This window comes from Limosilactobacillus pontis, from assembly GCF_002940945.1.
Lineage (GTDB): Bacteria > Bacillota > Bacilli > Lactobacillales > Lactobacillaceae > Limosilactobacillus > Limosilactobacillus pontis_A.
This window is the reverse complement of sequence record NZ_PNFV01000003.1, coordinates 36,465-59,720: the sequence shown is the minus strand read 5'-3', so window position 1 is coordinate 59,720 and position 23,256 is coordinate 36,465. Positions and strand designations below refer to the sequence as shown.

18 protein-coding genes are annotated in these 23,256 nt (G+C 43.4%); 14 read left to right on the top strand and 4 right to left on the bottom strand.

The genetic code is table 11. The annotated features are described in order from the left end of the window. Positions 1–458 precede the first annotated feature (458 nt). Positions 459–1,502: a zinc-binding dehydrogenase gene (locus tag CK797_RS03225; RefSeq protein ID WP_104688372.1), complete on the bottom strand. Its 1,044-nt coding sequence runs from the start codon at positions 1,500–1,502 to the stop codon at positions 459–461. Positions 1,503–1,712: 210 nt separating this feature from the next. Here CK797_RS03225 and CK797_RS03220 point away from each other — a divergent pair, with 210 nt between their 5' ends. From CK797_RS03220 to CK797_RS03195, 5 genes are all read left to right on the top strand, one after another. Further along, on the top strand, positions 1,713–2,426 hold the full coding sequence (locus CK797_RS03220; protein WP_104688371.1) for a response regulator transcription factor: 714 nt from the start codon (positions 1,713–1,715) through the stop codon (positions 2,424–2,426). Between the two features lie 6 nt (positions 2,427–2,432). Beyond that, positions 2,433–3,920, top strand: a complete 1,488-nt coding sequence (locus tag CK797_RS03215; RefSeq protein ID WP_104688370.1) for a sensor histidine kinase — start codon at positions 2,433–2,435, stop codon at positions 3,918–3,920. A gap of 143 nt (positions 3,921–4,063) precedes the next feature. Beyond that, positions 4,064–4,924, top strand: coding sequence for a GRP family sugar transporter (locus CK797_RS03210; RefSeq protein WP_104688369.1), 861 nt, complete (start codon positions 4,064–4,066; stop codon positions 4,922–4,924). Positions 4,925–5,059: 135 nt separating this feature from the next. After that, a complete protein-coding gene (locus CK797_RS03205; protein WP_104688368.1) occupies positions 5,060–6,418 on the top strand; it encodes a glucose-6-phosphate isomerase in 1,359 nt (452 codons plus the stop codon). A 375-nt stretch (positions 6,419–6,793) separates the two neighbouring features. Further along, a complete protein-coding gene (locus CK797_RS03195; protein ID WP_104688366.1) occupies positions 6,794–7,975 on the top strand; it encodes an ROK family transcriptional regulator in 1,182 nt (393 codons plus the stop codon). Positions 7,976–8,077: 102 nt separating this feature from the next. Here the strand turns inward: CK797_RS03195 and CK797_RS03190 are convergent, their stop codons facing one another. After that, on the bottom strand, positions 8,078–9,457 hold the full coding sequence (locus CK797_RS03190) for a sugar porter family MFS transporter (RefSeq protein WP_104688365.1): 1,380 nt from the start codon (positions 9,455–9,457) through the stop codon (positions 8,078–8,080). 303 nt (positions 9,458–9,760) lie between these two features. Here CK797_RS03190 and CK797_RS03185 point away from each other — a divergent pair, with 303 nt between their 5' ends. The 6 genes from CK797_RS03185 to xylB all read left to right on the top strand — a co-directional run bounded on the left by CK797_RS03185 (position 9,761) and on the right by xylB (position 18,284). Next, entirely contained in the window at positions 9,761–10,675 is a 915-nt protein-coding gene (locus tag CK797_RS03185) for an AraC family transcriptional regulator (protein WP_104688364.1), read from the top strand. A 175-nt stretch (positions 10,676–10,850) separates the two neighbouring features. Beyond that, the gene (locus CK797_RS03180; RefSeq protein WP_104688363.1) at positions 10,851–12,317 is read left to right on the top strand and encodes an MFS transporter; all 1,467 of its coding nucleotides are present in this window, start codon (positions 10,851–10,853) and stop codon (positions 12,315–12,317) included. Positions 12,318–12,346: 29 nt separating this feature from the next. Next, a complete protein-coding gene (locus tag CK797_RS03175; protein ID WP_104688362.1) occupies positions 12,347–14,386 on the top strand; it encodes a right-handed parallel beta-helix repeat-containing protein in 2,040 nt (679 codons plus the stop codon). 152 nt (positions 14,387–14,538) lie between these two features. Further along, positions 14,539–15,147, top strand: a complete 609-nt coding sequence (locus tag CK797_RS03170; protein WP_104688361.1) for a polysaccharide deacetylase family protein — start codon at positions 14,539–14,541, stop codon at positions 15,145–15,147. A 150-nt stretch (positions 15,148–15,297) separates the two neighbouring features. Further along, a complete protein-coding gene (xylA, locus tag CK797_RS03165) occupies positions 15,298–16,647 on the top strand; it encodes a xylose isomerase (RefSeq protein WP_104688360.1) in 1,350 nt (449 codons plus the stop codon). Positions 16,648–16,772: 125 nt separating this feature from the next. Further along, on the top strand, positions 16,773–18,284 hold the full coding sequence (gene xylB / locus CK797_RS03160; protein WP_104688359.1) for a xylulokinase: 1,512 nt from the start codon (positions 16,773–16,775) through the stop codon (positions 18,282–18,284). A 67-nt stretch (positions 18,285–18,351) separates the two neighbouring features. On the opposite strand, the gene CK797_RS03155 is transcribed toward xylB, so the two are convergent. Beyond that, a complete protein-coding gene (locus CK797_RS03155; RefSeq protein WP_104688358.1) occupies positions 18,352–19,191 on the bottom strand; it encodes a DNA-binding domain-containing protein in 840 nt (279 codons plus the stop codon). Positions 19,192–19,481: 290 nt separating this feature from the next. Between CK797_RS03155 and argF the strand changes: the two genes are divergently transcribed. The 3 genes from argF (at position 19,482) to CK797_RS03140 (ending at position 22,471) form a co-directional block, all read left to right on the top strand. After that, positions 19,482–20,489 carry an ornithine carbamoyltransferase gene (gene argF, locus CK797_RS03150; RefSeq protein ID WP_104688357.1) on the top strand — a complete coding sequence of 336 codons (1,008 nt, stop codon included), beginning with the start codon at positions 19,482–19,484 and terminating at the stop codon, positions 20,487–20,489. An 18-nt stretch (positions 20,490–20,507) separates the two neighbouring features. Further along, on the top strand, positions 20,508–21,440 hold the full coding sequence (gene arcC, locus CK797_RS03145) for a carbamate kinase (RefSeq protein ID WP_104688356.1): 933 nt from the start codon (positions 20,508–20,510) through the stop codon (positions 21,438–21,440). A gap of 110 nt (positions 21,441–21,550) precedes the next feature. Beyond that, positions 21,551–22,471 (top strand): DMT family transporter, encoded by a 921-nt coding sequence (locus CK797_RS03140; protein WP_104688355.1) that lies wholly within the window; start codon positions 21,551–21,553, stop codon positions 22,469–22,471. 16 nt (positions 22,472–22,487) lie between these two features. Here CK797_RS03140 and CK797_RS03135 read toward each other — a convergent pair whose 3' ends face one another. Next, the gene (locus CK797_RS03135) at positions 22,488–23,219 is read right to left on the bottom strand and encodes a matrixin family metalloprotease (RefSeq protein WP_225365013.1); all 732 of its coding nucleotides are present in this window, start codon (positions 23,217–23,219) and stop codon (positions 22,488–22,490) included. Between the last annotated feature and the right edge of the window lie 37 nt (positions 23,220–23,256).

Here is a 23,256-nt window from a genome sequence, read left to right as displayed (position 1 = left end):
TATCAAAGCGTTGATATGCCGGGCGCAGCTGTCACTGAAAAGTGGCAGTTTTTATTTTAAAGTCATGCACGGTTTGAAATTTAATGACTATAACAAAAAAGTGCACGGGCAACCACCAATACACGCATAACTTTATGAAAGACCGTGAGATTATTACGAAATTTTTTGGTTGTACCTCGCTGATGGATGCTATCTACTAATCTATCAGCCTAATTTAATATTCAACCTCTTAACTGGTTATGCGTGGGTTAGTAGCTTGACCAACCGTCTAGCTTTCGGGCTGGGCAGTTTTTCTGTCGCGCGATGACCTTTCTTCTTTGTAAACTGATTTTCTCGAAAATACTGATTATTATATAAAAAGGCCGCCCTATACCAGTGAGATATAAGGCGGTCATATTACAATCTACCGTATAGAAAAAACCGGGTGCTGGTGAAAGCACGCCGGCTAAGCTTGGATACTAATCATTGACGATCACGTAGGACTTAATAACTTGGCGCTCACTCATGCCCTTGTATGCGGCATCAATATCGTCGAGGCTAAAGCTTTTGGTAAAGACCTTGCCAGGATTGATCTCACCGTCGAGGACAGCCTTGAGTAAGGTAGCCTTGTCGTAGGTAGTGACAGAAGCCGGCCCACCAGCGACAATCGTGTTCTTGTAGAATGGGGTAGTCATGTCTTGTTTAGGGGTGTGCGGGAGACCAACCCGGCCGATAATAGCACCCGGCCGACCGACCTTCATGGCGGTGTCGGTTGATTGTTCAGTCCCGACGCATTCAAGGACAGCGTCGGCACCAGTGCCGTTGGTCAGTTCCATGATCTTCTTGACGGCATCGTCCCCACGGTCGGCAACATTGTCTGTTGCCCCGAATTCCTTAGCAAGGGCCCGACGATCAGCGTGCCGGCTGGTGGAAATAATCCGCTTGGCACCACGCATCTTGGCGGCGATGATGGCGCAGAGGCCAACTGCCCCATCACCCATGACGACCACGGTATCACCAGCACTGACGTTGGCCACCCGGGCAGCATGGTAACCAGTAGCCATGACATCGGCAAGGGTCAGCAGGGACTTGAGCATCCCCTCACTGTAGTCAGCAGGCTTACCAGGAATCTTGACTAGCGCCCATTGACCATGAGTGAAACGGATGTATTCTGCTTGGACACCATTGCTGAAATTGTCATCGTGACTTTGGCAGGAACCATCGAAGCCGGCCCGGCAGGCAGCACAGTGGCCACAGCGGTGCGTGAATGGGGCGATGACAAAGTCACCGGGTTTAACGGTGGTAATGTCGTCACCGACCTCTTCGACAATCCCAATTGCCTCATGACCGGAGTTTTCAGCGTTAGCCTCCACTGGGTTGATCCCCTTGTAGTACCAAAGATCGGAACCACAGACGCAGGTCCGGACAACCTTGATGATAACGTCATCGGGAGCCTGGATGGTTGGCTTATCGATGTCGATTAGCTTCATTTGGCCCGCCTTAGCAAAAACAGCAGATTTCATAATAAACAGTCTCCTTTCTTTGTAAACACTTTCATTATAACCGGTTAACTTACAAAATGATAATACTTTAAGTTAATGGGGAAGCATACACCGGTTGAATGGCTAAATATGAATTAATAATGACTTCTTAGGCCAATCGCGGGCGCTGGCTAGGGATGAATGTTACACTAGGGAAAACGAGTAAAGAAGAATTTGAAGGAAGTGTGACTTATGAACATCCTGATGATTGAAGACAATCATTCTGTTTGCGAAATGATGGCAATGTTTTTCAAGAAGAATCAATGGCAGTATGAGTTTGCCTATGACGGGGTGGCTGGTGAGGAGAAGTTTGCCGACGAGCCAGATAATTGGGATATCATTCTCCTAGATTTGAACCTGCCGAAGAAGGATGGAATGCAGGTGGCAGCAGATATTCGCCGGATTTCTCCGACGGTCCCCCTAATCATGCTGACAGCCCGGGATACCGAGAGCGACCAGGTTCTGGGACTGGAAATTGGGGCTGATGACTACGTGACTAAGCCATTCAGCCCGATTACCCTGGTAGCTCGGATCAAAGCTCTTTACCGGCGGAGCCAGCTAAGTCAGCAGCACCAGCAAGGACATGCGGACGTTGGCGGTTTCGACATTCAGACCGACCATTTCAAAATGAACACTAAGACCCGGGAAGTATACCTTTATGATCAGCCAGTCAGCGATCTAACACCGAAGGAATTTGACCTGTTAAAGACGCTGGCAGCCAAGCCCCGTCAGGTTTTCACCCGGTCTCAATTGCTCCAATTGGTTTGGGATTATGAGTACTACGGGGATGAGCGGACGGTCGATGCCCATATCAAAAAGCTACGGCAGAAGCTTGAAGATATTGGTCCCCAGGTGATCAAAACCGTCTGGGGTGTTGGTTATAAGTTCGATGATGAGGGAGAATAGTTAATAATGAAGTTGATGTATCGGCTGATGCTGACCTTTTTTACGATCATTATTATCCTGCTGGTGATCTTGAGTGTGTCCTTTATGCAGGTTACCAATAACACCCTCTACCACAATACTTGGGACCAACTGAAAAGCTACTCGGACAGCCTAGTTCAGGATTCGATCCGCTATGATCCGACCAACCGGAGTTTTGAGGGCTTTGCGACCAACTCTCTGCAAACCAACGCCAACCTGCTGACTCGTCAGCACGTCCATTTTGCGATGTATGATACAACCCACAAGCAGATTTATGCCAGTAATGGTTTTACGCCGACAATCAGTAAGGAACAGTGGCGCAAGCTTAAGGACGGTCAGGTTATCTGCACCAAGGTTACGATGGCTAAGGTTGACCACCAGGTGGCGAATACTACAACCCCTCAGATGACTGAGGTCCTCAAACCGTATTTTTATAAGGGAAAATTGGTAACAGTGGTATCCATTGCCACACTGATTTCGACGATTAAGGAAAATATGCACCAAATTGTCCTTAACTTGCTGGTTGCCTTTGTGATCGCAGCCCTGTTGACGCTGGCAGTCAGTTACTTTTTGGCCCGATCGATTACCCAACGGATCCAACGCCTTCAGAAGGCTACCCACGAGATTGCTCAGGGTAACTACAATGTCCAGGTGGCAACGGCTGGTAAGGACGAGGTGACTGACCTGGCCCAGAGTTTTAATATTATGACCCAGTCACTTGCGGCATCGCAGCAGGAAATTCGGCACCAGGAGGAGCGGCGGCGCCAGTTTATGGCGGATGCCGCCCACGAGATGCGGACCCCCTTGACGACTATTAACGGGATCCTGGAAGGCCTTGAATATGATGTCATTCCTGAAGAGGATAAGCAGCACAGTATTCACCTAATGCAGAACGAGACCCGGCGATTGATCCGCTTGGTCAACGATAACTTGGATTATGAGAAGATCCGGACCAATCAGATCTCGATGGAGCGTAAGGTCTTTGATGCAGCAGCGGTTCTAGCTAACCTCCAGGAGCAACTCAATAAGAAAGCCCAGGCCCAGGGGGATCGAATCACGTTGGATATCACGCCAGGACTCCGGGTTTACGCTGATTACGACCGCTTTGTCCAGATTATGTTTAATATTACCCAGAACGCCATTCAGTTTACTAAGGACGGTCTGATTAGGATCCAAGGCCGCGCAGTTACTAATGGGAGCCAGTTCAAGGTTAGCGACAATGGGATCGGAATGACTAAGGAACAGCTGACTAACATCTGGGAACGCTACTATAAGGCTGATCGTTCACGGATGAATACCAAGTATGGCGAGTCGGGCTTGGGTCTAGCAATTGTTCACCAGCTAGTCCTGCTGCATGGTGGGAAGGTGTCCGTCGAGAGTAAGTATGGTGAGGGGACAACCTTTACTATTTTCTTCCCTGACCGCGATCACGCCCCACACACAACGGTAAAACCAAGTCCAAAGCAAAAAAATTAAGGACCCGTCATGACACTATCTAAAAGTAATTAATGGGCTTTGTTCAATCGTTAACTTACTGTAAACGCTTGCGTAAACGTTTGCATTGTGATAAATTACTAACTTGTAATATTTGTTATTGATTGATAGGAGAGAATTGTATTATGAGTTATTTGATTGCATTAATCCCAGCGCTTGGTTGGGGATTCATGCCGCTAATTACTGGAAAAATTGGTGGTTCAACGATCAATCAGATGTTTGGCATCGGTGCAGGTGCTTCAGTTGTTGGTATTATTGCCTTCCTGATTGGTCATCCTAGTGTAAGTACAGGAGCATTTTGGTTCTCAATTGTATGCGGTGCATTATGGACGATTGGGCAGATTGGACAATTTGTTTCTTTTAAACGGATGGGCGTTTCAAATACCATTCCGTTATCAACTGTTTTTCAATTAGTAGGTAATTCTTTAATTGGTGTAATCATTTTTGGCGAATGGCGTGGTGCACGAGCATTAACAATTGGTTTTATTGCCCTGCTGGTCGTTATTATCGGTGCGCTGATGACATCAATTACTGATGGCAGTTCAGACAAGAAGGTTACGGTACAGAACTTCTTCTTCCTGTTAGTTACGACCATCGGTTACTGGGTTTACTCAGCCTTTCCAAAGCTGCCGGTAGTCAGCAGTGAGGATCCGCTAGGGGTTTTCCTTCCAGAAATGCTTGGAATCTTATTAGGTTCGGTTATTTATACGATTGCTTCTGGACACTTAAATGCTTTTAAGCAAAAGAAACAATATCTTAATATTCTTGGTGGATTATCCTGGGGTATTGCTGCATTAGCATACATCTTTGCTGGTCGTGCCTTAGGGGTAACCGTAGCATTTGTGATGACTCAGATGAACGTAATAATTGCTACGATCGGTGGAATCTTTATCCTGCATGAACATAAAACCGGTCGTGAGCTGACCTTCACTATCATCGGTATCTTGCTGATTGTCTTAGGTAGTGTTGGGACAATTTTCGCTTAACTTGTAATAAGGGCTGTAACAAAATCAATATTTTGTTGCGGCTTTTTAACTTTGCATTGCATGTTTATAATGAATTCGCTATCATTTAGGTATACTTAAATTGTAGTTAATTATTATAGAAAGAAGTTATTTAATATGACGCACGTTTCGTTAGATAGTCAAGGATTAAAACAATTTGTTAATGCCAACGAGCTTGGCGAGATGCAAGCAATGGTCAATGCGGCTGACAATGAACTTCGTAATGGTACCGGAGCTGGGGCAGACTTTCGTGACTGGCTCCACCTCCCGACGGAATATGATCGGGATGAGTTTGCCCGAATTAAGGCTGCTGCTAAGCAGATCCAAGCTGACTCAGACATCTTGGTAGTTATCGGAATCGGTGGCTCTTATTTGGGTGCCCAGATGGCAATTGACTTTTTGCACAACACCTTCTATCAGGCGCAAAGTCCCAAGGATCGCAAATACCCACTTGTGATCTTTGCTGGGAATTCCTTGAGTTCAACCTATGTTCACGATCTGCTGCAGCTGATCGGTGACCACGACTTCTCCGTCAATGTAGTTTCTAAGTCGGGGACCACTACGGAACCTTCAATTGCTTTTCGAATTTTCAAGAATAAGTTAATTGCCAAATATGGTGAGGCAGGTGCTAACAAGCGGATTTACGCTACTACTGATAAGGCCAAGGGTGCACTTAAGACTGAGGCCGATGCCCATGGGTATGAAACCTTTGTGATTCCTGATGGTGTAGGTGGTCGTTATTCTGTTTTGTCAGCTGTCGGTTTGTTGCCAATCGCCGCATCCGGCGCTGATATTGACCAGCTAATGGCTGGGGCAGCGCAAGCTGAAAAAGACTTTGTGGATCCGGACTTGACCAAGAACGCAGCTTACCAGTATGCAGCTTACCGAAACATCCTTTACCGGAAGGGTTACGAGACGGAACTTCTGGAGAATTATGAGCCAAACATGCGGATGTTTGCTGAATGGTGGAAGCAGCTGGCTGGTGAGTCAGAAGGAAAAGATCATAAGGGGATCTACCCATCTAGCGCAAACTTCACGACTGATCTTCACTCATTGGGGCAGTATATCCAAGAGGGTCGACGTTTCTTGATGGAGACGGTTGTTAAGTTGGATAAGCCAAACTACGACGTGGAAATTCCAAGTGAAGAAGATAACCTTGATGGCTTAAAGTACCTAGAGGGCAAGACGATGGATTTTGCCAATACTAAGGCTTATGAAGCGGTAGTAGCGGCTCATACTGCTGGTGGCGTTCCGGTAATGACGGTTCACCTGCCTGAGGAAGATGAATACAGTCTGGGTTACCTAATCTACTTCTTTGAAGTGGCCATGGGGATCTCTGGCTACCTGAATGGCATTAACCCATTCAACCAGCCGGGTGTTGAAGCCTACAAGGTTAACATGTTCGGCTTGTTAGGTAAGCCAGGATATGAAGAAGTTGGTGATAAGTTGCGTGCCGAGATGGATAAGAATAATTAATTGGCAAGCTACTATTAGTTTTATGTATGAGTGAGAATGCTTTGTATTATAAGAGTGGAATAAAGAGTTCAAAGTAACCTTTATCCCACTCTTTTTGGTAATTTAGATGAAAAAAGAAGAAATACGGAAGAATCAGCGCCATACTCAGCAACGCCTAGTAGTATGGCTGGTGTTAGTCATTGTTTTGCAAATTTTAACAACACTTATTCATTGGAATTTTTTGCAGTATGTGACTTGGCTTGCGGTAATATACTGTGTTATATTAATTATTCTATGGTGCTATTTGGAATGGCAACTGTTGCGTTTATAGTAAATAAGATCGTGTTATAATATATGTATAATTTAATTAATTGTATAAAGTAAGGAATAATTTATATGACAATTGACCATCGGAATTTGTCGCGGATCAATAATCGAAAGCAAGTTTTACAACAGTTATTTAATAATCAAGAAACTTCGCGGGCGGAGATTGCACGACAATTAAATTTAAATAAGTCAACCGTATCCTCAATTTACAGTGAATTAAATGCGTTAGGACTAATTGAAGAAGTACGGCAAGGAGAATCGACGAGCAGTGGTGGCCGGAAGCCAAACTTGATTTGTTTGAACCAAAACTATGGATTTGTCGCCAGCTTTAATATTGGAACTTCGTATATGGCTTCGATGTTTAATTATATTAACGGCGAAATCATTCAGTACAGTCGTCAGCCCATTGAACACTTTGATATCTTAAATATCATGCAGATGATAAAAAATGAGATTAAACATATGGAAAAAGTTGATCAGACTAGCCATGGATTGCTAGCCATTGGCTTCTCAATTCACGGAATTGTTTATCATAATAAAGTGATTGATTCGCCGTTTTTAGAATTAGATGGGATAGACCTTCAAGAGTATTTTGAAAAGGAATTTGGGGTTCCGGTCGTCCTTGAAAATGAGGCTAATTTATCCGCAGTATTTGAGAATGACTTCTATGCTAGTGACCAAATTAAGGATTTAATTACCATTAGTATTCATCGCGGAATTGGTGTTGGTGTAATTGCAAATGGTAGTCTTTATCGTGGTAACCGTGGTATGGCGGGTGAAATAGGTCGTGCACTAATGACTGACCGGTTAAATGACGGCTCTAACGAATTGGTGAAGGTTGAATCATTGTGTTCGGAAGATGCGATTATTAATCAAGTGAAAAGGGTCAAAGGGCTTAAGCACATTGATGGTGCTGAATTAAGCCGGCTTTATCACTACGATAATCAGGTTCTACAGATTTTTGATCATGCAATTGAACTATTAGCAGAGGTATCTTATAATGCGGTTGTTTCTTTTGGGCCGCAAGAAGTTTATTTTAACTCGACATTGTTTGAGGATATTCCAGAGTTATTTGACCGGATTAAGGCTAGGCTAATTGAAATGGGGACTTTTTCACCCATTAAAAAGATTGAGGGGTCAAGGATGACATCGTTACTAGGTGCTAGCTCATTAGCTATCCATAGAGCCCTTGATTTAGAGCATTATAAGCTCAAAATGCGCTGGCCAAATGAGGTTAAGAATGTTGACTAAATTAAAAGCGAGGTAAGAAAAGTTTAATTTTCTTGCCTTGCTTTTTGACATAAAAAGAGACATAAGACACTTTAACTGTGCCTTATGTCTCTAGGGTTTTAATTAGTCAGATGTTGTCTTTTTAGCAGCAGCACGCTTGGCAGCTTGATCACGTAACCATTGTTCGATACTCTCAAGGGACTTGCCTTGGGTTTCGAAGACTTTGGCGTGAACAAACCAAATGGCTATCAGACAGAAGACACCGTAACCGATGAACAGCGTACCTTTGCCAAAGAAGCTCAGTAGTGGTGGGAAGGTTAAGGAAACGATCATGTTAGCAGTCCAATTAACACCGGCAGAGAAGGAGTTCCCCAAACCACGAATGTTAAGTGGGAACATTTCACCGATCATTGTCCACATAATTGGACCCCAAGTACCAGAGAAGGAAGCGATGTAAACAACCATTGAAAGAACGGCAACATCAGCGGCAAATCTTGATTCAGCGGAGTGCATTAGTCCCCAGCACATGATGAACAGGGTGATGGCCATTAACCAACCACCAACGATTAACATCTTACGCCGGCTAACGCGGTTCATTAGCCAAATACCAATAACGGTAACGATAACGTTGAAGATACCAATCCAAATGTGTGACAGAAGGGCAAAGTGAACACCGAAGCCGGCATCAGTGAAGATAGTCGGAGCGTAGTAAAGCACCGTGTTACAACCCATAACTTGTTGGAAAATAGCTAATCCAATAGCAGCAACTAATGCTGGGTGAACGATTGGGCCAAATAATTCATTCCAACCGCCAGATTTGATGGATGCCTGTTTCTTAATATCAGCAATATCACTGTTAACAACTTGCTCGTCATTACTGTTCATTGCCATTAAGACATCACGAGCAACGCTTTCTTTGTCATTACGAACCAGGTAACGTGGTGATTCTGGAAGGATAATTGCTCCGAAGAAGAGAATTGCAGCTGGGATAGCAGCAAATCCAAGCATCCACCGCCAACCAGTGTAGAGACCTTGTAGCCAGAAGTTAAGCAGGTAGGCAAGCAGTAACCCGGACATAACCATTAATTGGAACAATCCGGACATCATCCCACGTTTAGCAACTGGTGCTAATTCAGCAAGGTAAGTTGGGATTAAGGCTGAGGCAGCACCGACAGCAAGACCTAAGATAATCCGGGTAATGATCAGCGTCCAGAATTCTGGCGCTAAACCAGAACCTAAGGCACCAATAAAGAATAGCACAGAAGTAAACATTAGTAGCTTCCGCCGACCAAAGCGATCGGAGAAAGGACCAATTGTAACGGCCCCAAGGATGGCACCTAATAGAACAGCGGATACGACACAACCTTGTTGCCAGGAATTTAATGATAATTGCTTTTCAATAAAGAGAATGGCACCAGAAATTGAACCAGTATCATAACCAAATAGCAGTCCACCTAAGGCAGCAAAGAAATAAATCCACCCTGCGGATAATTTATGTTTCATGATTTTTACTCCTTATCATAAATGATTAAAACAAGTGTAGGTTAAACAGAGTGAAGCTAGTTGTTTATAAGCGTGGTTAGTTTTGCTAACCAACTAACATCTTAAATCTAACATACTTATCCGATTTTGGAAAGCGCTTTTATTATTATTTTAGACAAAAGAGAATCATAAAAGGACAAATGAATTTCATTGCATAGATCATAAAATAACAAATTATGGTTACAAATAGAACTAACAAGAGTAAATTTTAAATTGGACAATACACATGAAAGTGTTTACATTTATTCTTAGGGGGTGGGGCTGATGCAAAGTTTTATTTCAATCCCAACAATTGAATCCGGCCTATACATGTTTGGCGGGCATAAGCATACTGTTAACGGAAGCTGGTCCTTTTTTGAGCAGAAACATCAGGTTTTTGAGTTAATGGTAATAGTTAATGGACACCAAATTACGGAGATCCGTGATCATGAACCAATTGACCTTAGCCCAGGAGACGCAATTATTATTGCACCAGGCACCTATCATACTAATCGTAACGCTAGTGCAACTTCTAAGATGACGTATATGTGCCTGCACTTTGATTTTGAGGATACACAAATTCGTTCACGGATGATTGGCTTATTGGTTAATCATAAATATACTGCAGAAACACCGTTGGCCAGGCGATCATACGAAATGCTGGATAAAATTATTGAATATAGCCGTGATTGCAAACAACAAAATGATTTTGATACCCAGGTAAATATTGAAATTGCTCTTTTAAAGTATTTACGTGATCTTAATCGTCTGATGGGAGAGGTTGACTATAAAGATAGTGGGATGCCTTATACCAATAAGGAAGCAAAAGTTGGCCGTGATATTGTGATGGCAATTGAAAATCGGGTTAACAATGATGATAGTAATCCGTCTTTTAATTTCAGCGATATCTGCAAGGAGCTAGCAATCAGCAATGGTTATGGTCATCGTGTTTTTAAGAAGGTATACGGGATTACGCCACTGCACTTTATTGATAAGGAAAAGTATAAGAAGGCTCAGCGGTTGCTAGAGTACTCTGGAAATTCAATCGAAGAGATTGCCTATATGACCGGTGCAGCTAATATGTCGATCTTCAGTAAGCAGTTTAAGAAGTGGTCGGGCTATTCGCCAACAGAGTACCGAAAGCAGGTTATCCATAAGCGTTCCGTACGTTCTAAAAATAAAGTGGGATATTTTGAGTAGTAATTAACAAAAACAAGCCCTTATATCAGATCATGATTTGACAAATAACCGTCAGATTATGATCTGTTTTTAATTGTTGAAACCGCATACAATAAAATAACGAAGCGGTTGCTTTGTTTACACAACTAACTTACTATTCTTATCTTGCAAAAAATATTTCTAAGGGATGATAAAAATGGATAAAGCACCTACTAAACATGTAGATGAATTTGCCAAACTATCTTGGCGTGAGCGAATTTGCTACGGTGCCGGAGATTTAGCACAAAACTTAATTTTTGGTACGATCGGTTCTATGTTGCTGTTCTACTTAACAACGGTTTTTGGAATTTCGGCGGCTGCTGGGGCTACAATCTTCCTAATTGTTCGGTGGATTAACGTTTTCTGGGACCCATGGGTTGGGACCGTAGTTGATAAGAGTCATTTCAAGCACGGTGGTAAGTACCGGCCATTCTTAATTTATTTTGGTATTCCGCTGACTATTTGCTGTGCTTTGGTTTTCCTGCCAATTCCGGCTGTTCGAGGAAACGTAATTTATGCATTTGTTTCTTACTTAGCAACTGCACTTATTTACTCATTTGTTAATATTCCATACGGATCATTAAATGCCTCATTAACTCGTGACAACGATGAAGTTTCGACTTTAACGACTGTTCGGATGACTGAAGCAAACATTGGTAATTTGTTGGTTTATACTTTCTTGCCATTATTTGTTCAATTAGCTTCTCCAGCTAAGCAGCTGAAAAATATTGGACTGTTTGGTATTAAGCTGAATTTAGGTAACTATGCTTCTCCTCACGCTGCAGGTGCCTACTTTAAGGTTATGAGCATTTACATGATTATTGGTTTTATCATGCTGCTGTGTACCTACTTTGGTGTTAAGGAACGTGTTCTTCCTACTGCTAAGGAAACCGCGTCAGTTAAGTTTTCAGATTTATGGAATGAATTAATTGATAATAAGCCGTTGCAAATTTTAGGCTGGTTTTTCTTAATTGGTTTTACCTTCATGTTCTTTGGTAATACTGTATGGCCATTCTTTGTTCAATATAATATCGGTCACTCTGAATGGATGGCGTCAATTAACCTAATTGGTTCTATTCCAGGTATTTTCTTAGTATTCTTATGGCCAATTATTCGGAAGAAAATTGGTAAGAAGGGTTTCTTCTACCTATTCTTAATTCTCTTTATTGTCGGCCAATTAATCTTATGGGTTTGGTCTTTCCCTGCATTTAAGAATAGTATTACGCTTGGTTACATCGGTCGTTTTATTATGCAGTGGGGAATTACAGCTGCAACTGGTTACATGTGGTCACTGGTTCCAGAAGTCATTTCCTATGGTGAATGGCATTCAAAGAAGCGAGTTGCCGGAATTATTAACTCTATCATGGGGCTGTTCTTTAAGATTGGTTTAGCTCTTGGTGGTATTATTCCAGGTTATATTAATGCCTTCTGCCACTTTAACGGTAATAATGCAACGCAACCGCATTCCGCATTAACTGGTATTTCTATTTCAATGATTTGGATCCCAATTATTCTTGCCTTAATTGCCATGTGGATTATTAGCAAGTACCCATTGAGTGACCCAGAAGTTGACAAGATTAACCATGAAATTGAAAATACTCGGAAAGCAAATGGTGAAAACTAAGTAATTAATATAGAAAGAGGGATTCCTTCATGAAAATTTATGTTGATATTAATGCGCCAGTAAATGGTGATGGGACCCAGGAACACCCGTTTAAGGCTATTCAAGCTGCGGCTGATATTGCAATGCCGGGGGATACGGTATTAGTTGCTCCAGGAACTTATCGTGAGAATGTTAATCCAAAGCATGCCGGAACTGCTGATGCCCGGATTACTTATAAATCTGTTAAGCCACTAGGAGCTGTTATCTCAGGAGCTGAAAAGGTTGACACTTGGGAGAACACTGACGGCGATGTATGGCAGGTTGAAATCCCCAACAGTATTTTTGGCGATTATAACCCATACACGACTCGTGTACTTGGTGACTGGTTCGATGCCCGAATCATTGCCCACACAGGTGAAGTTTATCTAAATGATGTGGCTCTTTATGAAGTTAACTCCTTGGATGAGGTGAAGAAACCAGTAAAGAACAACAAGTCTTGGTACCCAGAGAACACTTTGTACACTTGGTATACTGAACAAAATAAAGACCAGGATACAACAATTATCTATGCTAACTTCCAGGGAAGTAATCCGAATAAAGAAAACGTTGAAATTAACGTCCGTGAGAATTGCTTCTATCCACAGGCTGAAGGGATAAGCTATATTACTCTTTCTGGTTTTGGTGTTACCAAAGCGGCTACTCAGTGGGCACCGCCGACAGCTTATCAGGAAGGTATGATTGGTCCGCACTGGTCAAAAGGCTGGATTATTGAGTATTGTGATGTTTCACACTCAAAGTGTTCAGGAATTTCACTTGGTAAGTATTTGCAACCAAATAATGATAATAAGTGGTTAAAGTGGAAGTATAAGGATGGTACGCAGACCGAACGGGATGTTATTTGCCAAGCGTCCTATGAGGGCTGGGATAAAGAGCATGTAGGTTCTCATATTATTCGTCATAATCACATTCATGATTGTGGTCAAACCGGGATTGTTGGGCACCTCGGTGGTGTATTCTCACTGATTGAAGACAATGATATTCATGACATCAATGTTCGCCAAAACTTGGCCGGAGCCGAGATTGGTGGTATCAAGATGCACGCCGCTATCGATGTTGTTTATCGTCACAACCATATTCACCATTGTACCCGGGGATTATGGCTTGATTGGCAAGCACAGGGGACAAGAGTTACCCAAAATGTATTTGATCACAATAGTCTGCCAGAAGGCTTTAGCGTTGACAAAGACAATGTTGGTGATGTTTTGTCCGGACTTGGTGAAGATATGTGGATTGAAGTTTCACATGGTCCGACGTTGATTGATAATAACTTGTTCTTATCAGAACGGGCTATTCGTTTTGCTGCACAAGGGATTGCCTTTGTCCATAATGTAATTGCCGGGAGCTTCACTGCTACTGGTCGAGGAACTGATAATAATTCCGTTAACCTACCATCGAATCGGTTTACTCCTTATCACGAAATCCATGGTACTAAGGTAATGGGCTTCATGACGATTCAACATGGTGATGATAAGTTTTATAACAACGTCTTTATTCAGCAAAAGTTGCGTCCAGAAATGCAAAAGCTGGCGGAGCTTAAGAAAGACGAGCCGGATGACTGGGATGACTATAACTTCACGGTTGGTACCAAACCATTTGATGGATACCCGACATTTGAAGAATGGAAGAAACAGTTTGAAGGCTATTGCGGGATCTATGCACCTAATAGTGATCATTATTACAACCATCTGCCAATCTGGACGAAGGGTAATATCTACTTTAATGGTGCACAACCATGTGATAGCGAGAAGGACGCAGTTATGTCTGATAAGGAAGTTCAAATTAAACTTGAGAAGAAGGACGATGGCCTTTATCTAAAGACCAACTTGCTTGATGAATTGCCGCAAAAGACAGATGGTGTTATTTCGACTAACACAATTGCGATGGCCTTTGAGCCTGAAGAAAAGTATGAAAACCCTGACGGAACACCGATTACTTTTGATACTGATTTCTTCGGTAACCATCGCGATGGTGTGAAGGTAACTGCTGGAGCATTTATTGACAACCAGGAGTTGGCTATTAAAGTATTTTAATTAAATTTAAGGAGCATGGCAGAGGTCATTGATGACTTCACGCTCTTGCAAGCACAAATAGGCCTTCAGTGTTCGGCTTTGCCAGGCACTGAAGGCCTTTGTTGTACTGACTTAATCAAGGTGTAATGCAGCATACAGAGAAGGGATAAGTAATGAAGAAAATCTCGTTAACGTTTGATGATGGACCGTGGCAGGAAACAACACCACATATCCTGGAAGTCCTAAAAAAATATAATGTACCAGCAGCATTTATGATTTGGGGTGAGCATGCCGAAAAGTATCCAGAACTATTAAAGGAAGAGGTAGCTGATCCACTTTTTACAATTGGTAACCACACTTACCATCACGTTGATTTAACGAAGGTATCGCTTGAAAAAGGCAAGAATGAATTAAAGAAAACAGATCAAGTTATTGAGGCAATTACGGGAAAACGTCCAGTGGTAATTAGGCCACCGTACGGTTCAATTAATAAGGAAGTCTTATCTTATATGGACCGTCCGGCAGTGATATGGTCAATTGATACTAAAAGCTGGGATCATCATGATAAGGACAAAGTATTAGAGAACATTAAATCTGCTCAAGATGGCGATGTGGTATTAATGCATGATTTTCAGCCAGCTGATTCTGCCGCAATTGAACCATTAATTCGATATTTACAAGCCAATGATTTCAAGATAGTTTCGTTAAAAGACTTAATCGGGGTTAAAAAATTAAGCAGCACTAAAGTCATTTATAGTAAAAAAAGGATAATTAGATCTTGAAAAGGAAGCTAAGAAAGGCTATTTCATGGGCTTTCAAGAGTTTTACAAATAAAATTCAAGAAAGGGTTTACAAAATTAAAAAAAGGTGTATAGTAATAGTTGTAAGTTAGTTGTTTATACAAACTAAAAAGATTTCAGGAGGCTATCGATATGGCTGATTTATGGGAAAACATTGGGGACATTAAATACGAAGGCCCACACAAGAGCTTAAAGTCTGGTTTGTTCTATCAATACTACAACCCAGATGAAGTAATCTTGGGTAAGAAGATGAAGGACTGGTTACGGTTTGCCGTTGCTTACTGGCACACCTTTGATCAACGTTTGGTTGACCCATTTGGTGATGGTACCGCAATTCGTCCATACGATAAGTACTCTGACCCAATGGATCGGGCACTTGCCAAAGTTGATTACGCATTCGAATTTTACAAGAAGCTTGGGGTTAACTTCCTTTGCTTCCACGATCGTGACCTTGCTCCAGAAGGCGACACTCTTCGTGAAACTAACAAGAACCTTGATAAAGTTGTTGACAAGATTGTTGAATACCAAAAGGATACCGGAATGAAGGTCCTTTGGAACACTTCCAACCTCTTTACTAATCCACGGTTCTTGTCTGGTGCTGGTACAGCTCCATCCGCAGAAATCTATGCTTATGCATGTGCACAATTGAAGCACAGCCTTGAGATTGGTAAGCGGGTTGGCTCTGAGAACTATGTCTTCTGGGGTGGTCGTGAAGGTTACGAATCACTTTGGAACACCGAAATGAAGCGTGAACAATCACACATTGCCAAGTTCTTCCACATGGCAAAGGATTACGCTAACGAAATTGGTTTCGATGCTCAAATGTTGCTTGAACCAAAGCCAAAGGAACCAACGACGCATCAATATGATTTTGATGCTGCTACGACCATTAACTTCATGCGGGAATACGGCTTGGATAAGGACTTCAAGTTGAACCTTGAAGGTAACCACGCTAACTTGGCTGGTCACACTTATCAACACGAGATTCGGGTTGCTCGTGAAGCTGGCTTGCTTGGTTCACTTGATGCTAACCAAGGTGATAAGCTGATTGGTTGGGATATTGATGAATACCCATCCAACCTTTACGAAACCACTGCTGCTATGTGGGAAGTTATTGAAAATGGTAGCATTGGACCTCGTGGTGGTCTGAACTTCGATGCTAAGCCACGTCGGACTTCCTTCAAGCCAGAAGATCTCTTCTATGGTCACATTGTCGGCATGGACAGCTTTGCCGCTGGCCTGCGGGTTGCTGCAGCTATGAAGGAAGATGGCTTCATCGATGACATTCTCAAGACCCGTTACGCAAGCTGGGATGAAGGCTTAGGCAAGGACATTGAAGATGGCAAGGAAGACTTCAAGAGCCTTGAAGCTAAGGTAATTGATACTCCACAAGCACAATTACGTGCTGCTACTCAATCTGATCATCTCGAAGAAATCAAGGATACAATTAACCACTACATGATTGAAACCTTGGCTAAGTAACGGAGATCGTTTGTTAATACAATTACACCCTAATAATTCCATCTAATTAATAACAAATAATCTATAATAAGGGTCGTGGCAATTGGTTTGCCGCGGCCCTTATTTCTGAAAGGAACTGAGTGATAATGAATAAATACGTAATTGGGGTTGACCTTGGTACCAGTGCCGTTAAGGTTTCAGCGATGGATCGTCAAGGACAGATTATTGCCCAACAGAGCTATGGTTATGAGCTTCACCAGCCACATCCGGGATACAGTGAGCAGGATCCGCGTGATTGGCTGTATGCCACAACAATTGCAATTGACCGGCTAATTCTTCGTGACGGGATTGCAGCATCAGAAATTGAGGGAATTTCTTTTTCTGGTCAAATGCATGGCCTCGTTCTGCTTGACGAACAGGGACATGTTTTGCGGCCGGCAATGTTGTGGAACGATACCCGGACCACTAAACAATGTGAAGAAATCAAACAGACACTTGGTGATCGTTTTATTGAAATTACTGGTAACCGTGCCCTTGAAGGATTTACTCTTCCTAAGTTACTGTGGGTAAAGGAAAACCAGCCAGAAATCTGGGCGAAAGCAAAGAGCTTCTTGCTGCCTAAGGATTATGTCCGCTTTGTGATGACGGGGAAACAGGCAATCGATTATTCGGATGCTACTGGAACCGTGTTATTTGATATTAAGAAGAACCAGTGGAGTAAGGAAATCTGTGATGCTTTTGACATTCCAATGTCGATGTGCCCACCGTTAATTCGATCAATTGATGAAGCAGGAACCATTAATGACAACTATTCGATGTTTTCAGGATTAAAGACAACAACGAAGGTCTTCGGCGGTGGTGGCGATAACGCTTGTGGTGCCGTTGGTGCAGGAATTCTGCAACCGAATATGGTAATGAGCAGTATTGGAACCTCTGGCGTTGTCTTAAAGTATGAACCAGATGCAAATGTTAACTACAATGGTGCTCTTCAGTACGAATGCCATGCAATTCCCGATACTTATTATTCAATGGGGGTTACCTTGGCTGCTGGCCACTCTCTAAACTGGTTTAAGCATACATTCGCTGCTGACGAAGACTTTACGACAATGGTTAATCGGGCTGCACAGCGTCCAGTAGGGGCTAATGGCCTTGTATTTACACCGTACGTTGTTGGTGAGCGGACTCCTTATGCAGATGCCGATGTTCGAGGAAGCTTCATTGGTGTAGATAGTATGCAGAATAAGTATGATTTTGTTCGGGCAGTTATCGAAGGAATTACGTTTAGTTTTCGGGATATATTAAATATCTATGATCAACATGGTCAAGATTTTGATACAGTTGTCGCAATTGGCGGTGGGGCCAAGAGTGAATTTTGGCTTCAGCTGCAAGCTAATATCTTTAATAAGAAGGTTGTATCATTAACGAATGAACAGGGACCAGGATTGGGAGCAGCAATGCTGGCCGCTGTTGGCCTAGGCTGGTTTGATTCTCTTCAAGACTGTGCTAAAGCATTTGTTCATTTTGGCAAAGCCTACCTGCCACAGCCAGCAATGGTTGCCAAGTATGATCAATTGTATAAGGTTTACCACCAAGTTTATGATCAAACCAAGGGCTTGAGTCATCAATTAATGAAACTGCGTAACGATTGGGATAAATAAAAAATATGGTGTGGTTTGAAAGAGCGAGATAGCTGCTCTTCTAAACCACACCTTTTTTAGTGTGAGGTTAGTTGCTTTCTTGAATCAGACCGTTGAAGAAATGCTTGATCGAAACTTGACCACCGGTCTGGCGCTGGCCTTGGAGGTAGGCAATTTCGTTATGGACATTTTTGTATTCATATAGATTGTTGGCATATTCTAAAATAATGTCATTTTCTGGATAGTCAATGCACATGTGGGCCAGATTGGTTAGGCCCGCCCGGATATCGCGCCGAACCCGCTGGAAGATGATCTTTTTCCCGTGTTTATCACAATGGTAGCTTTCTTCAAAATTAATTTGTTCAAAGTCGAGTTCACGTTCGATCATCATGTTGATAATACTGATGATCTCCTGACCACCGTTGCCAGCGGTGATACCAAGAAAGCGTAGGATCGATTTGGCGTTCTCTTTCTGTTTTTCTTTGTAGCTAATCGAAACAGTGTTGCTATTGGTAGCGGCGCCGCTGACAAGGTCGAGGATCTGGAGAAGGCGCTTGGACATGTCGATGTTCTGACTGGCCAGTTTAATAACAGTCTTGACCTCAGCAATGTTGAGCGGTTTCTCTAAGAAGAAATCAATTCCGCTTTTGTAAGCCCGCGTTCTGGTGGCTGGGTCGATTGCCGGGGCCATCATGATGAAGTGGGGGTAGTGGCGGCTGTCTTGAATGCGACGAATTAGTTCAACCCCGTCGATCCGCGGCATAGCAAAGTCGACGAACATGATGTCGATGCTGAGCCGCATGGCATCATCGTAGGCCTGCTGAGGGTTGGTAGTGATGCCGACGATTGAGTTATTGAAGTCGTTTTCGATGATATCCTTCAATAATTCCGTACTGTTATCGTTGTCATTGACGATGTAAAAGTTCATTGATCTAGGCTCCTCTTAATTCAATGAAGTAATATGAAGTTTTTTGAAACTCAAGAATATTTTATACCTCTGTGCGGACGTGCACAATGGATATAATTTTATCTTAGGCATCTTCCCCTAAGAAAGGGGATTTGTTTTATAAAAATCTTGGTTCCGCTTCCATTGATGTTATAATGGGCCTTGAGGAGCCGAAAAAAGAAAATTTTCTTTTGCGATTTTGTGATGTTATGCGAAGCTTCTTGAAGTATACCGGTATGATAGTAACTGTAATAACCAAGGAGGAATTAATTATGGCTTTTAATTTACGTAATCGTAGTTTCTTAACTCTTTCTGACTTCAACAAGCGTGAAATGGAATACATGCTCAACTTAGCTGAAGATTTGAAGAAGGCTAAGTACACTGGTACTGAAGCCAAGAATCTTGAAGGCAAGAACATCGCTTTGATCTTTGAAAAGAGCTCCACTCGTACTCGTTGCTCCTTTGAAGTTGGTGCCAAGGATGAAGGTGCACACGTAACCTACTTAGGTCCTTCAGGCTCACACATTGGTCACAAGGAATCTGTTAAGGATACTGCCCGTGTTCTTGGTGGAATGTTCGATGGTATTGAATACCGTGGTTTCTCACAACGTAATGTTGAAACTCTTGCTAAGTACTCAGGTGTTCCAGTTTGGAACGGTCTGACTGACGAAGACCACCCAACTCAAGTTCTGGCTGACTTCTTAACTGCTCATGAAGTACTGAAGAAGCCTTACGAAGACATCAAGTTTGGTTTCGTTGGTGATGGTCAAGACAACGTTTCTAACGCTCTGATGCTCGGTGCTGCTGTTATGGGTATGGAATACCACGTTGTAACTCCTAAGGAATTGAACCCAACCAAGGAAGTTCTGGACAAGGCAAACGCTATTGCCAAGGAAACTGGCGCCAAGATCGTTGTTTCTAACGACGTTAAGGAAGGCGTTAAGGGCATGGATGTTATCTACGCCGACGTTTGGGTATCAATGGGTGAATCCGACGACATGTGGGAAAAGCGGATCAACCTGCTTAAGCCTTACCAAGTAACAATGGATGTTATGAAGGCTACTGAAAACCCTAACGTTCTCTTTGAACACTGCCTGCCTGCATTCCACAACCTTGACACTGAAGTTGGTAAGGAAATCTACAAGAAGTTCGGTCTCAAGGAAATGGAAGTTACTGACGAAGTCTTCGAAAGCAAGCACTCCGTTGTCTTCCGTGAAGCTGAAAACCGGATGCACACCATCAAGGCTGTCATGGTTGCAACCTTAGGTGAACAAGGCTAATCAAGGGAGGACTGCTACATGGCTAAAGTAGTTGTTGCCTTGGGTGGTAATGCCCTTGGTAAGTCACCTGAAGAACAATTAAAGTTGGTTAAGAACACCGCTTCCTCACTGATCGGTTTAATCGATGCTGGTAACCAGGTTGTTATCAGTCACGGTAACGGTCCACAGGTCGGTGCAATCAACCTAGGGATGAATTTTGCAGCGGAAAATGGTAAGACGGCGGCCTTTCCATTTCCAGAATGTGGTGCCATGAGCCAAGGCTACATTGGTTACCACTTACAACAAAGTCTGCAAAACGAACTGCATAAGCGTTGGATGAATAAGAATGTGGCCACGATCGTTACGCAGATTGCGGTTGATCCACAGGATCCCGCATTCAACAACCCATCCAAACCAGTTGGTGATTTCTACACGAAGGAACAAGCTGAGCAGATTGAAAAAGAAAAGGGCTACACCTTTAAGGAAGATGCTGGACGGGGTTACCGTCAAGTTGTTCCTTCACCACTACCGAAGAAGATCATGGAACTCAACAGTATCAACACGCTGATTGAATCCGGTGATCTGGTTATCGCTGGTGGTGGCGGTGGGGTACCAGTTATCATGACTGATGATGGTCTCCAAGGTGTTCCTGCCGTTATTGACAAGGACCGGTCAAGTGCCCTTTTGGCTGACCAAATCAGCGCCGACAAGCTGATTATTCTGACGGCGGTAGATTATGTTTACGTAAACTACGGCAAGCCGGATGAAAAGGCCTTGAAGACGCTGTCGATCGACGAAGCCCATAAGTACATGGATGAAAAGCAGTTTGCTGCTGGTAGCATGCTGCCGAAGATTGAAGCCTGCCTGTCATTTGTTGAAGGTCACCCTGAACGTGAAGCAATCATTACTTCCCTCAACGGCCTTGACGATGCCCTGGCTGGCAAGGTTGGTACGGTTATCCGTGACAACTAAATAAGAAGTAAGGATGGCAATGGATTGGATAAATTCATTGCTGTCTTTTTTTGCTTTAAATTGTGATAGAATGGCACTTGTGGAAATTTTAGATTGGAAAGTGGAATGTTATGACAAATAAAAAAATCTTGGGGACGGTCATGATCATCGTAGCCTGTACCTTTTGGGGAATTTCGGGCTTGTTTGCCAAGGCCCTTTTTAACGTGAGTACCAGCATCACCTCGATGTGGGTGACACAGACTAGGATGATTTCGGCTGGTGTAATCTTATTGTTTCTCAGTCAGTTTAAGGGCGACCACCCATTGCAGATCTTTCATAATTTGCACGATGCCTGGGTGATCTTTGCTTATGGTTTCTTTGGCCTGGTACCGGTTCAGTATGGTTATTTCATGGCGGTCCAGTACGGGAACGCCTCGATCTCAACGGTATTGCAGTTTGTGGGGCCTTTTTTTATTATTGCCTACCTGGCGGCCTTTCGTCATATTCCGCCCCGTCGGATTGAAATCATCAGTGCCATCATTGCCTTTGCCGGAGTATTCATTATTGCTACCCATGGTAAGGTGAATCATCTGGCGGTTACACCGTTGGTCCTCTTTTGGGGGATGGTGGCAGCCATTGGGGTAGCCACTAATACTCTAATTCCCCAACAGATGCTACGGACTAACCGGGTGCCATCACTGGTGGTTACTGGATGGGGGCTCCTCTTTGCTGGATTATCTCTTCTGGCAATCCACCCTAGCCAGCCGCACGTTCCAAACATGCCGATTGTTTGGATCTGTTGGCTTGGTATTTTAGTGATTGGGACCTTGATTCCGTTCCAGTTGGCTAACAATTCGCTCAAGTACATTGACGCGACTACCTTCAGCCTGATGGATGCTTTTGAGCCGCTTTCTGCTACAATCGGGTCCGTGTTGATTTTTCACCTGCACATGACTGGGGCCGATGTGCTTGGCTCAATCCTGGTCATCATTGCTGTGCTGGCGATCAATATTCGAATCCCGGTTCACCATGATGATAGTAAAATTGCATAATGAAAAGCTGTTCGCCTCATTTTGCTGAGGTGGACAGCTTTTTATTACGAACCGATTGCTGGTTACTGCTGTTTTCGTTCCCACTATTCTGATCGCCAGTATGGGGCGTTTGCGCGTATAATTTCTTAACGGCCGTAACGTCAGCAGGCTGGATAGTATAGAAGGAACCAGCTGGTTGCATAACCGAGGGTTCGTTGGCATGTTGAAGACCGATAGCGTGGCCTAGCTCATGTTCAGCCGTATTGATTACCCGTTGCTGAGAATAGCCGTAGCTGGGATTGAGCAGGTAGCTGGCGTTAAGCTGGACATCGGCATGGGTGATGTAGCCGGTCATCGCATTGGTTGTTGAGTTAGTTAATCCTGCAGCGTTATTGTTGTTTTCATTGATAGCCGTAATCGTGATATCGGCCTTGGATTTATCGTTGATTTGCTTGAAGGTGAAGGCGCCAGTCCGGTTCCACTGACTGAGAGCCGACTCTGCGGCATTGCGGAGGATTGAGTTGCTGAGATCGATGTAGACTGTTGCCGTTGCTTGTGGCCAGCGTGCCCCGGTTGTTGTGGCAGTGGTGTGGCTCGGATCAACCCGTTGCTCATTCGTCGCCGGTTTGCTTCCTGTCAACTTGTTGAGACCGTTGTAGGTAAGTACCTGAAGGTCATGGATAGCGACGTTGGTATGTTGTTGGAAGAGCGGGCTGTTCTGATAGGACCAGATAAGGGCACCAAAGACAAGCAGGTAAACTAAGGGCAAGAATAGATGTTTGCGAATTGTGACCACCTCCTAATAA

Bases quoted from the DNA above. Each gene is read 5' to 3' on its own strand.
- CK797_RS03170 (WP_104688361.1), top strand. From the start codon at position 14,539: ATGAAGAAAATCTCGTTAACGTTTGATGATGGACCGTGGCAGGAAACA.
- CK797_RS03180 (WP_104688363.1), top strand. From the start codon at position 10,851: ATGGATAAAGCACCTACTAAACATGTAGATGAATTTGCCAAACTATCT.
- CK797_RS03220 (WP_104688371.1), top strand. From the start codon at position 1,713: ATGAACATCCTGATGATTGAAGACAATCATTCTGTTTGCGAAATGATG.
- xylA (WP_104688360.1), top strand. From the start codon at position 15,298: ATGGCTGATTTATGGGAAAACATTGGGGACATTAAATACGAAGGCCCA.
- CK797_RS03215 (WP_104688370.1), top strand. From the start codon at position 2,433: ATGAAGTTGATGTATCGGCTGATGCTGACCTTTTTTACGATCATTATT.
- CK797_RS03210 (WP_104688369.1), top strand. From the start codon at position 4,064: ATGAGTTATTTGATTGCATTAATCCCAGCGCTTGGTTGGGGATTCATG.
- CK797_RS03195 (WP_104688366.1), top strand. From the start codon at position 6,794: ATGACAATTGACCATCGGAATTTGTCGCGGATCAATAATCGAAAGCAA.
- argF (WP_104688357.1), top strand. From the start codon at position 19,482: ATGGCTTTTAATTTACGTAATCGTAGTTTCTTAACTCTTTCTGACTTC.
- CK797_RS03205 (WP_104688368.1), top strand. From the start codon at position 5,060: ATGACGCACGTTTCGTTAGATAGTCAAGGATTAAAACAATTTGTTAAT.
- CK797_RS03225 (WP_104688372.1), bottom strand. From the start codon at position 1,502: ATGAAATCTGCTGTTTTTGCTAAGGCGGGCCAAATGAAGCTAATCGAC.
- CK797_RS03155 (WP_104688358.1), bottom strand. From the start codon at position 19,191: ATGAACTTTTACATCGTCAATGACAACGATAACAGTACGGAATTATTG.
- CK797_RS03175 (WP_104688362.1), top strand. From the start codon at position 12,347: ATGAAAATTTATGTTGATATTAATGCGCCAGTAAATGGTGATGGGACC.
- CK797_RS03185 (WP_104688364.1), top strand. From the start codon at position 9,761: ATGCAAAGTTTTATTTCAATCCCAACAATTGAATCCGGCCTATACATG.
- CK797_RS03140 (WP_104688355.1), top strand. From the start codon at position 21,551: ATGACAAATAAAAAAATCTTGGGGACGGTCATGATCATCGTAGCCTGT.
- xylB (WP_104688359.1), top strand. From the start codon at position 16,773: ATGAATAAATACGTAATTGGGGTTGACCTTGGTACCAGTGCCGTTAAG.
- arcC (WP_104688356.1), top strand. From the start codon at position 20,508: ATGGCTAAAGTAGTTGTTGCCTTGGGTGGTAATGCCCTTGGTAAGTCA.
- CK797_RS03190 (WP_104688365.1), bottom strand. From the start codon at position 9,457: ATGAAACATAAATTATCCGCAGGGTGGATTTATTTCTTTGCTGCCTTA.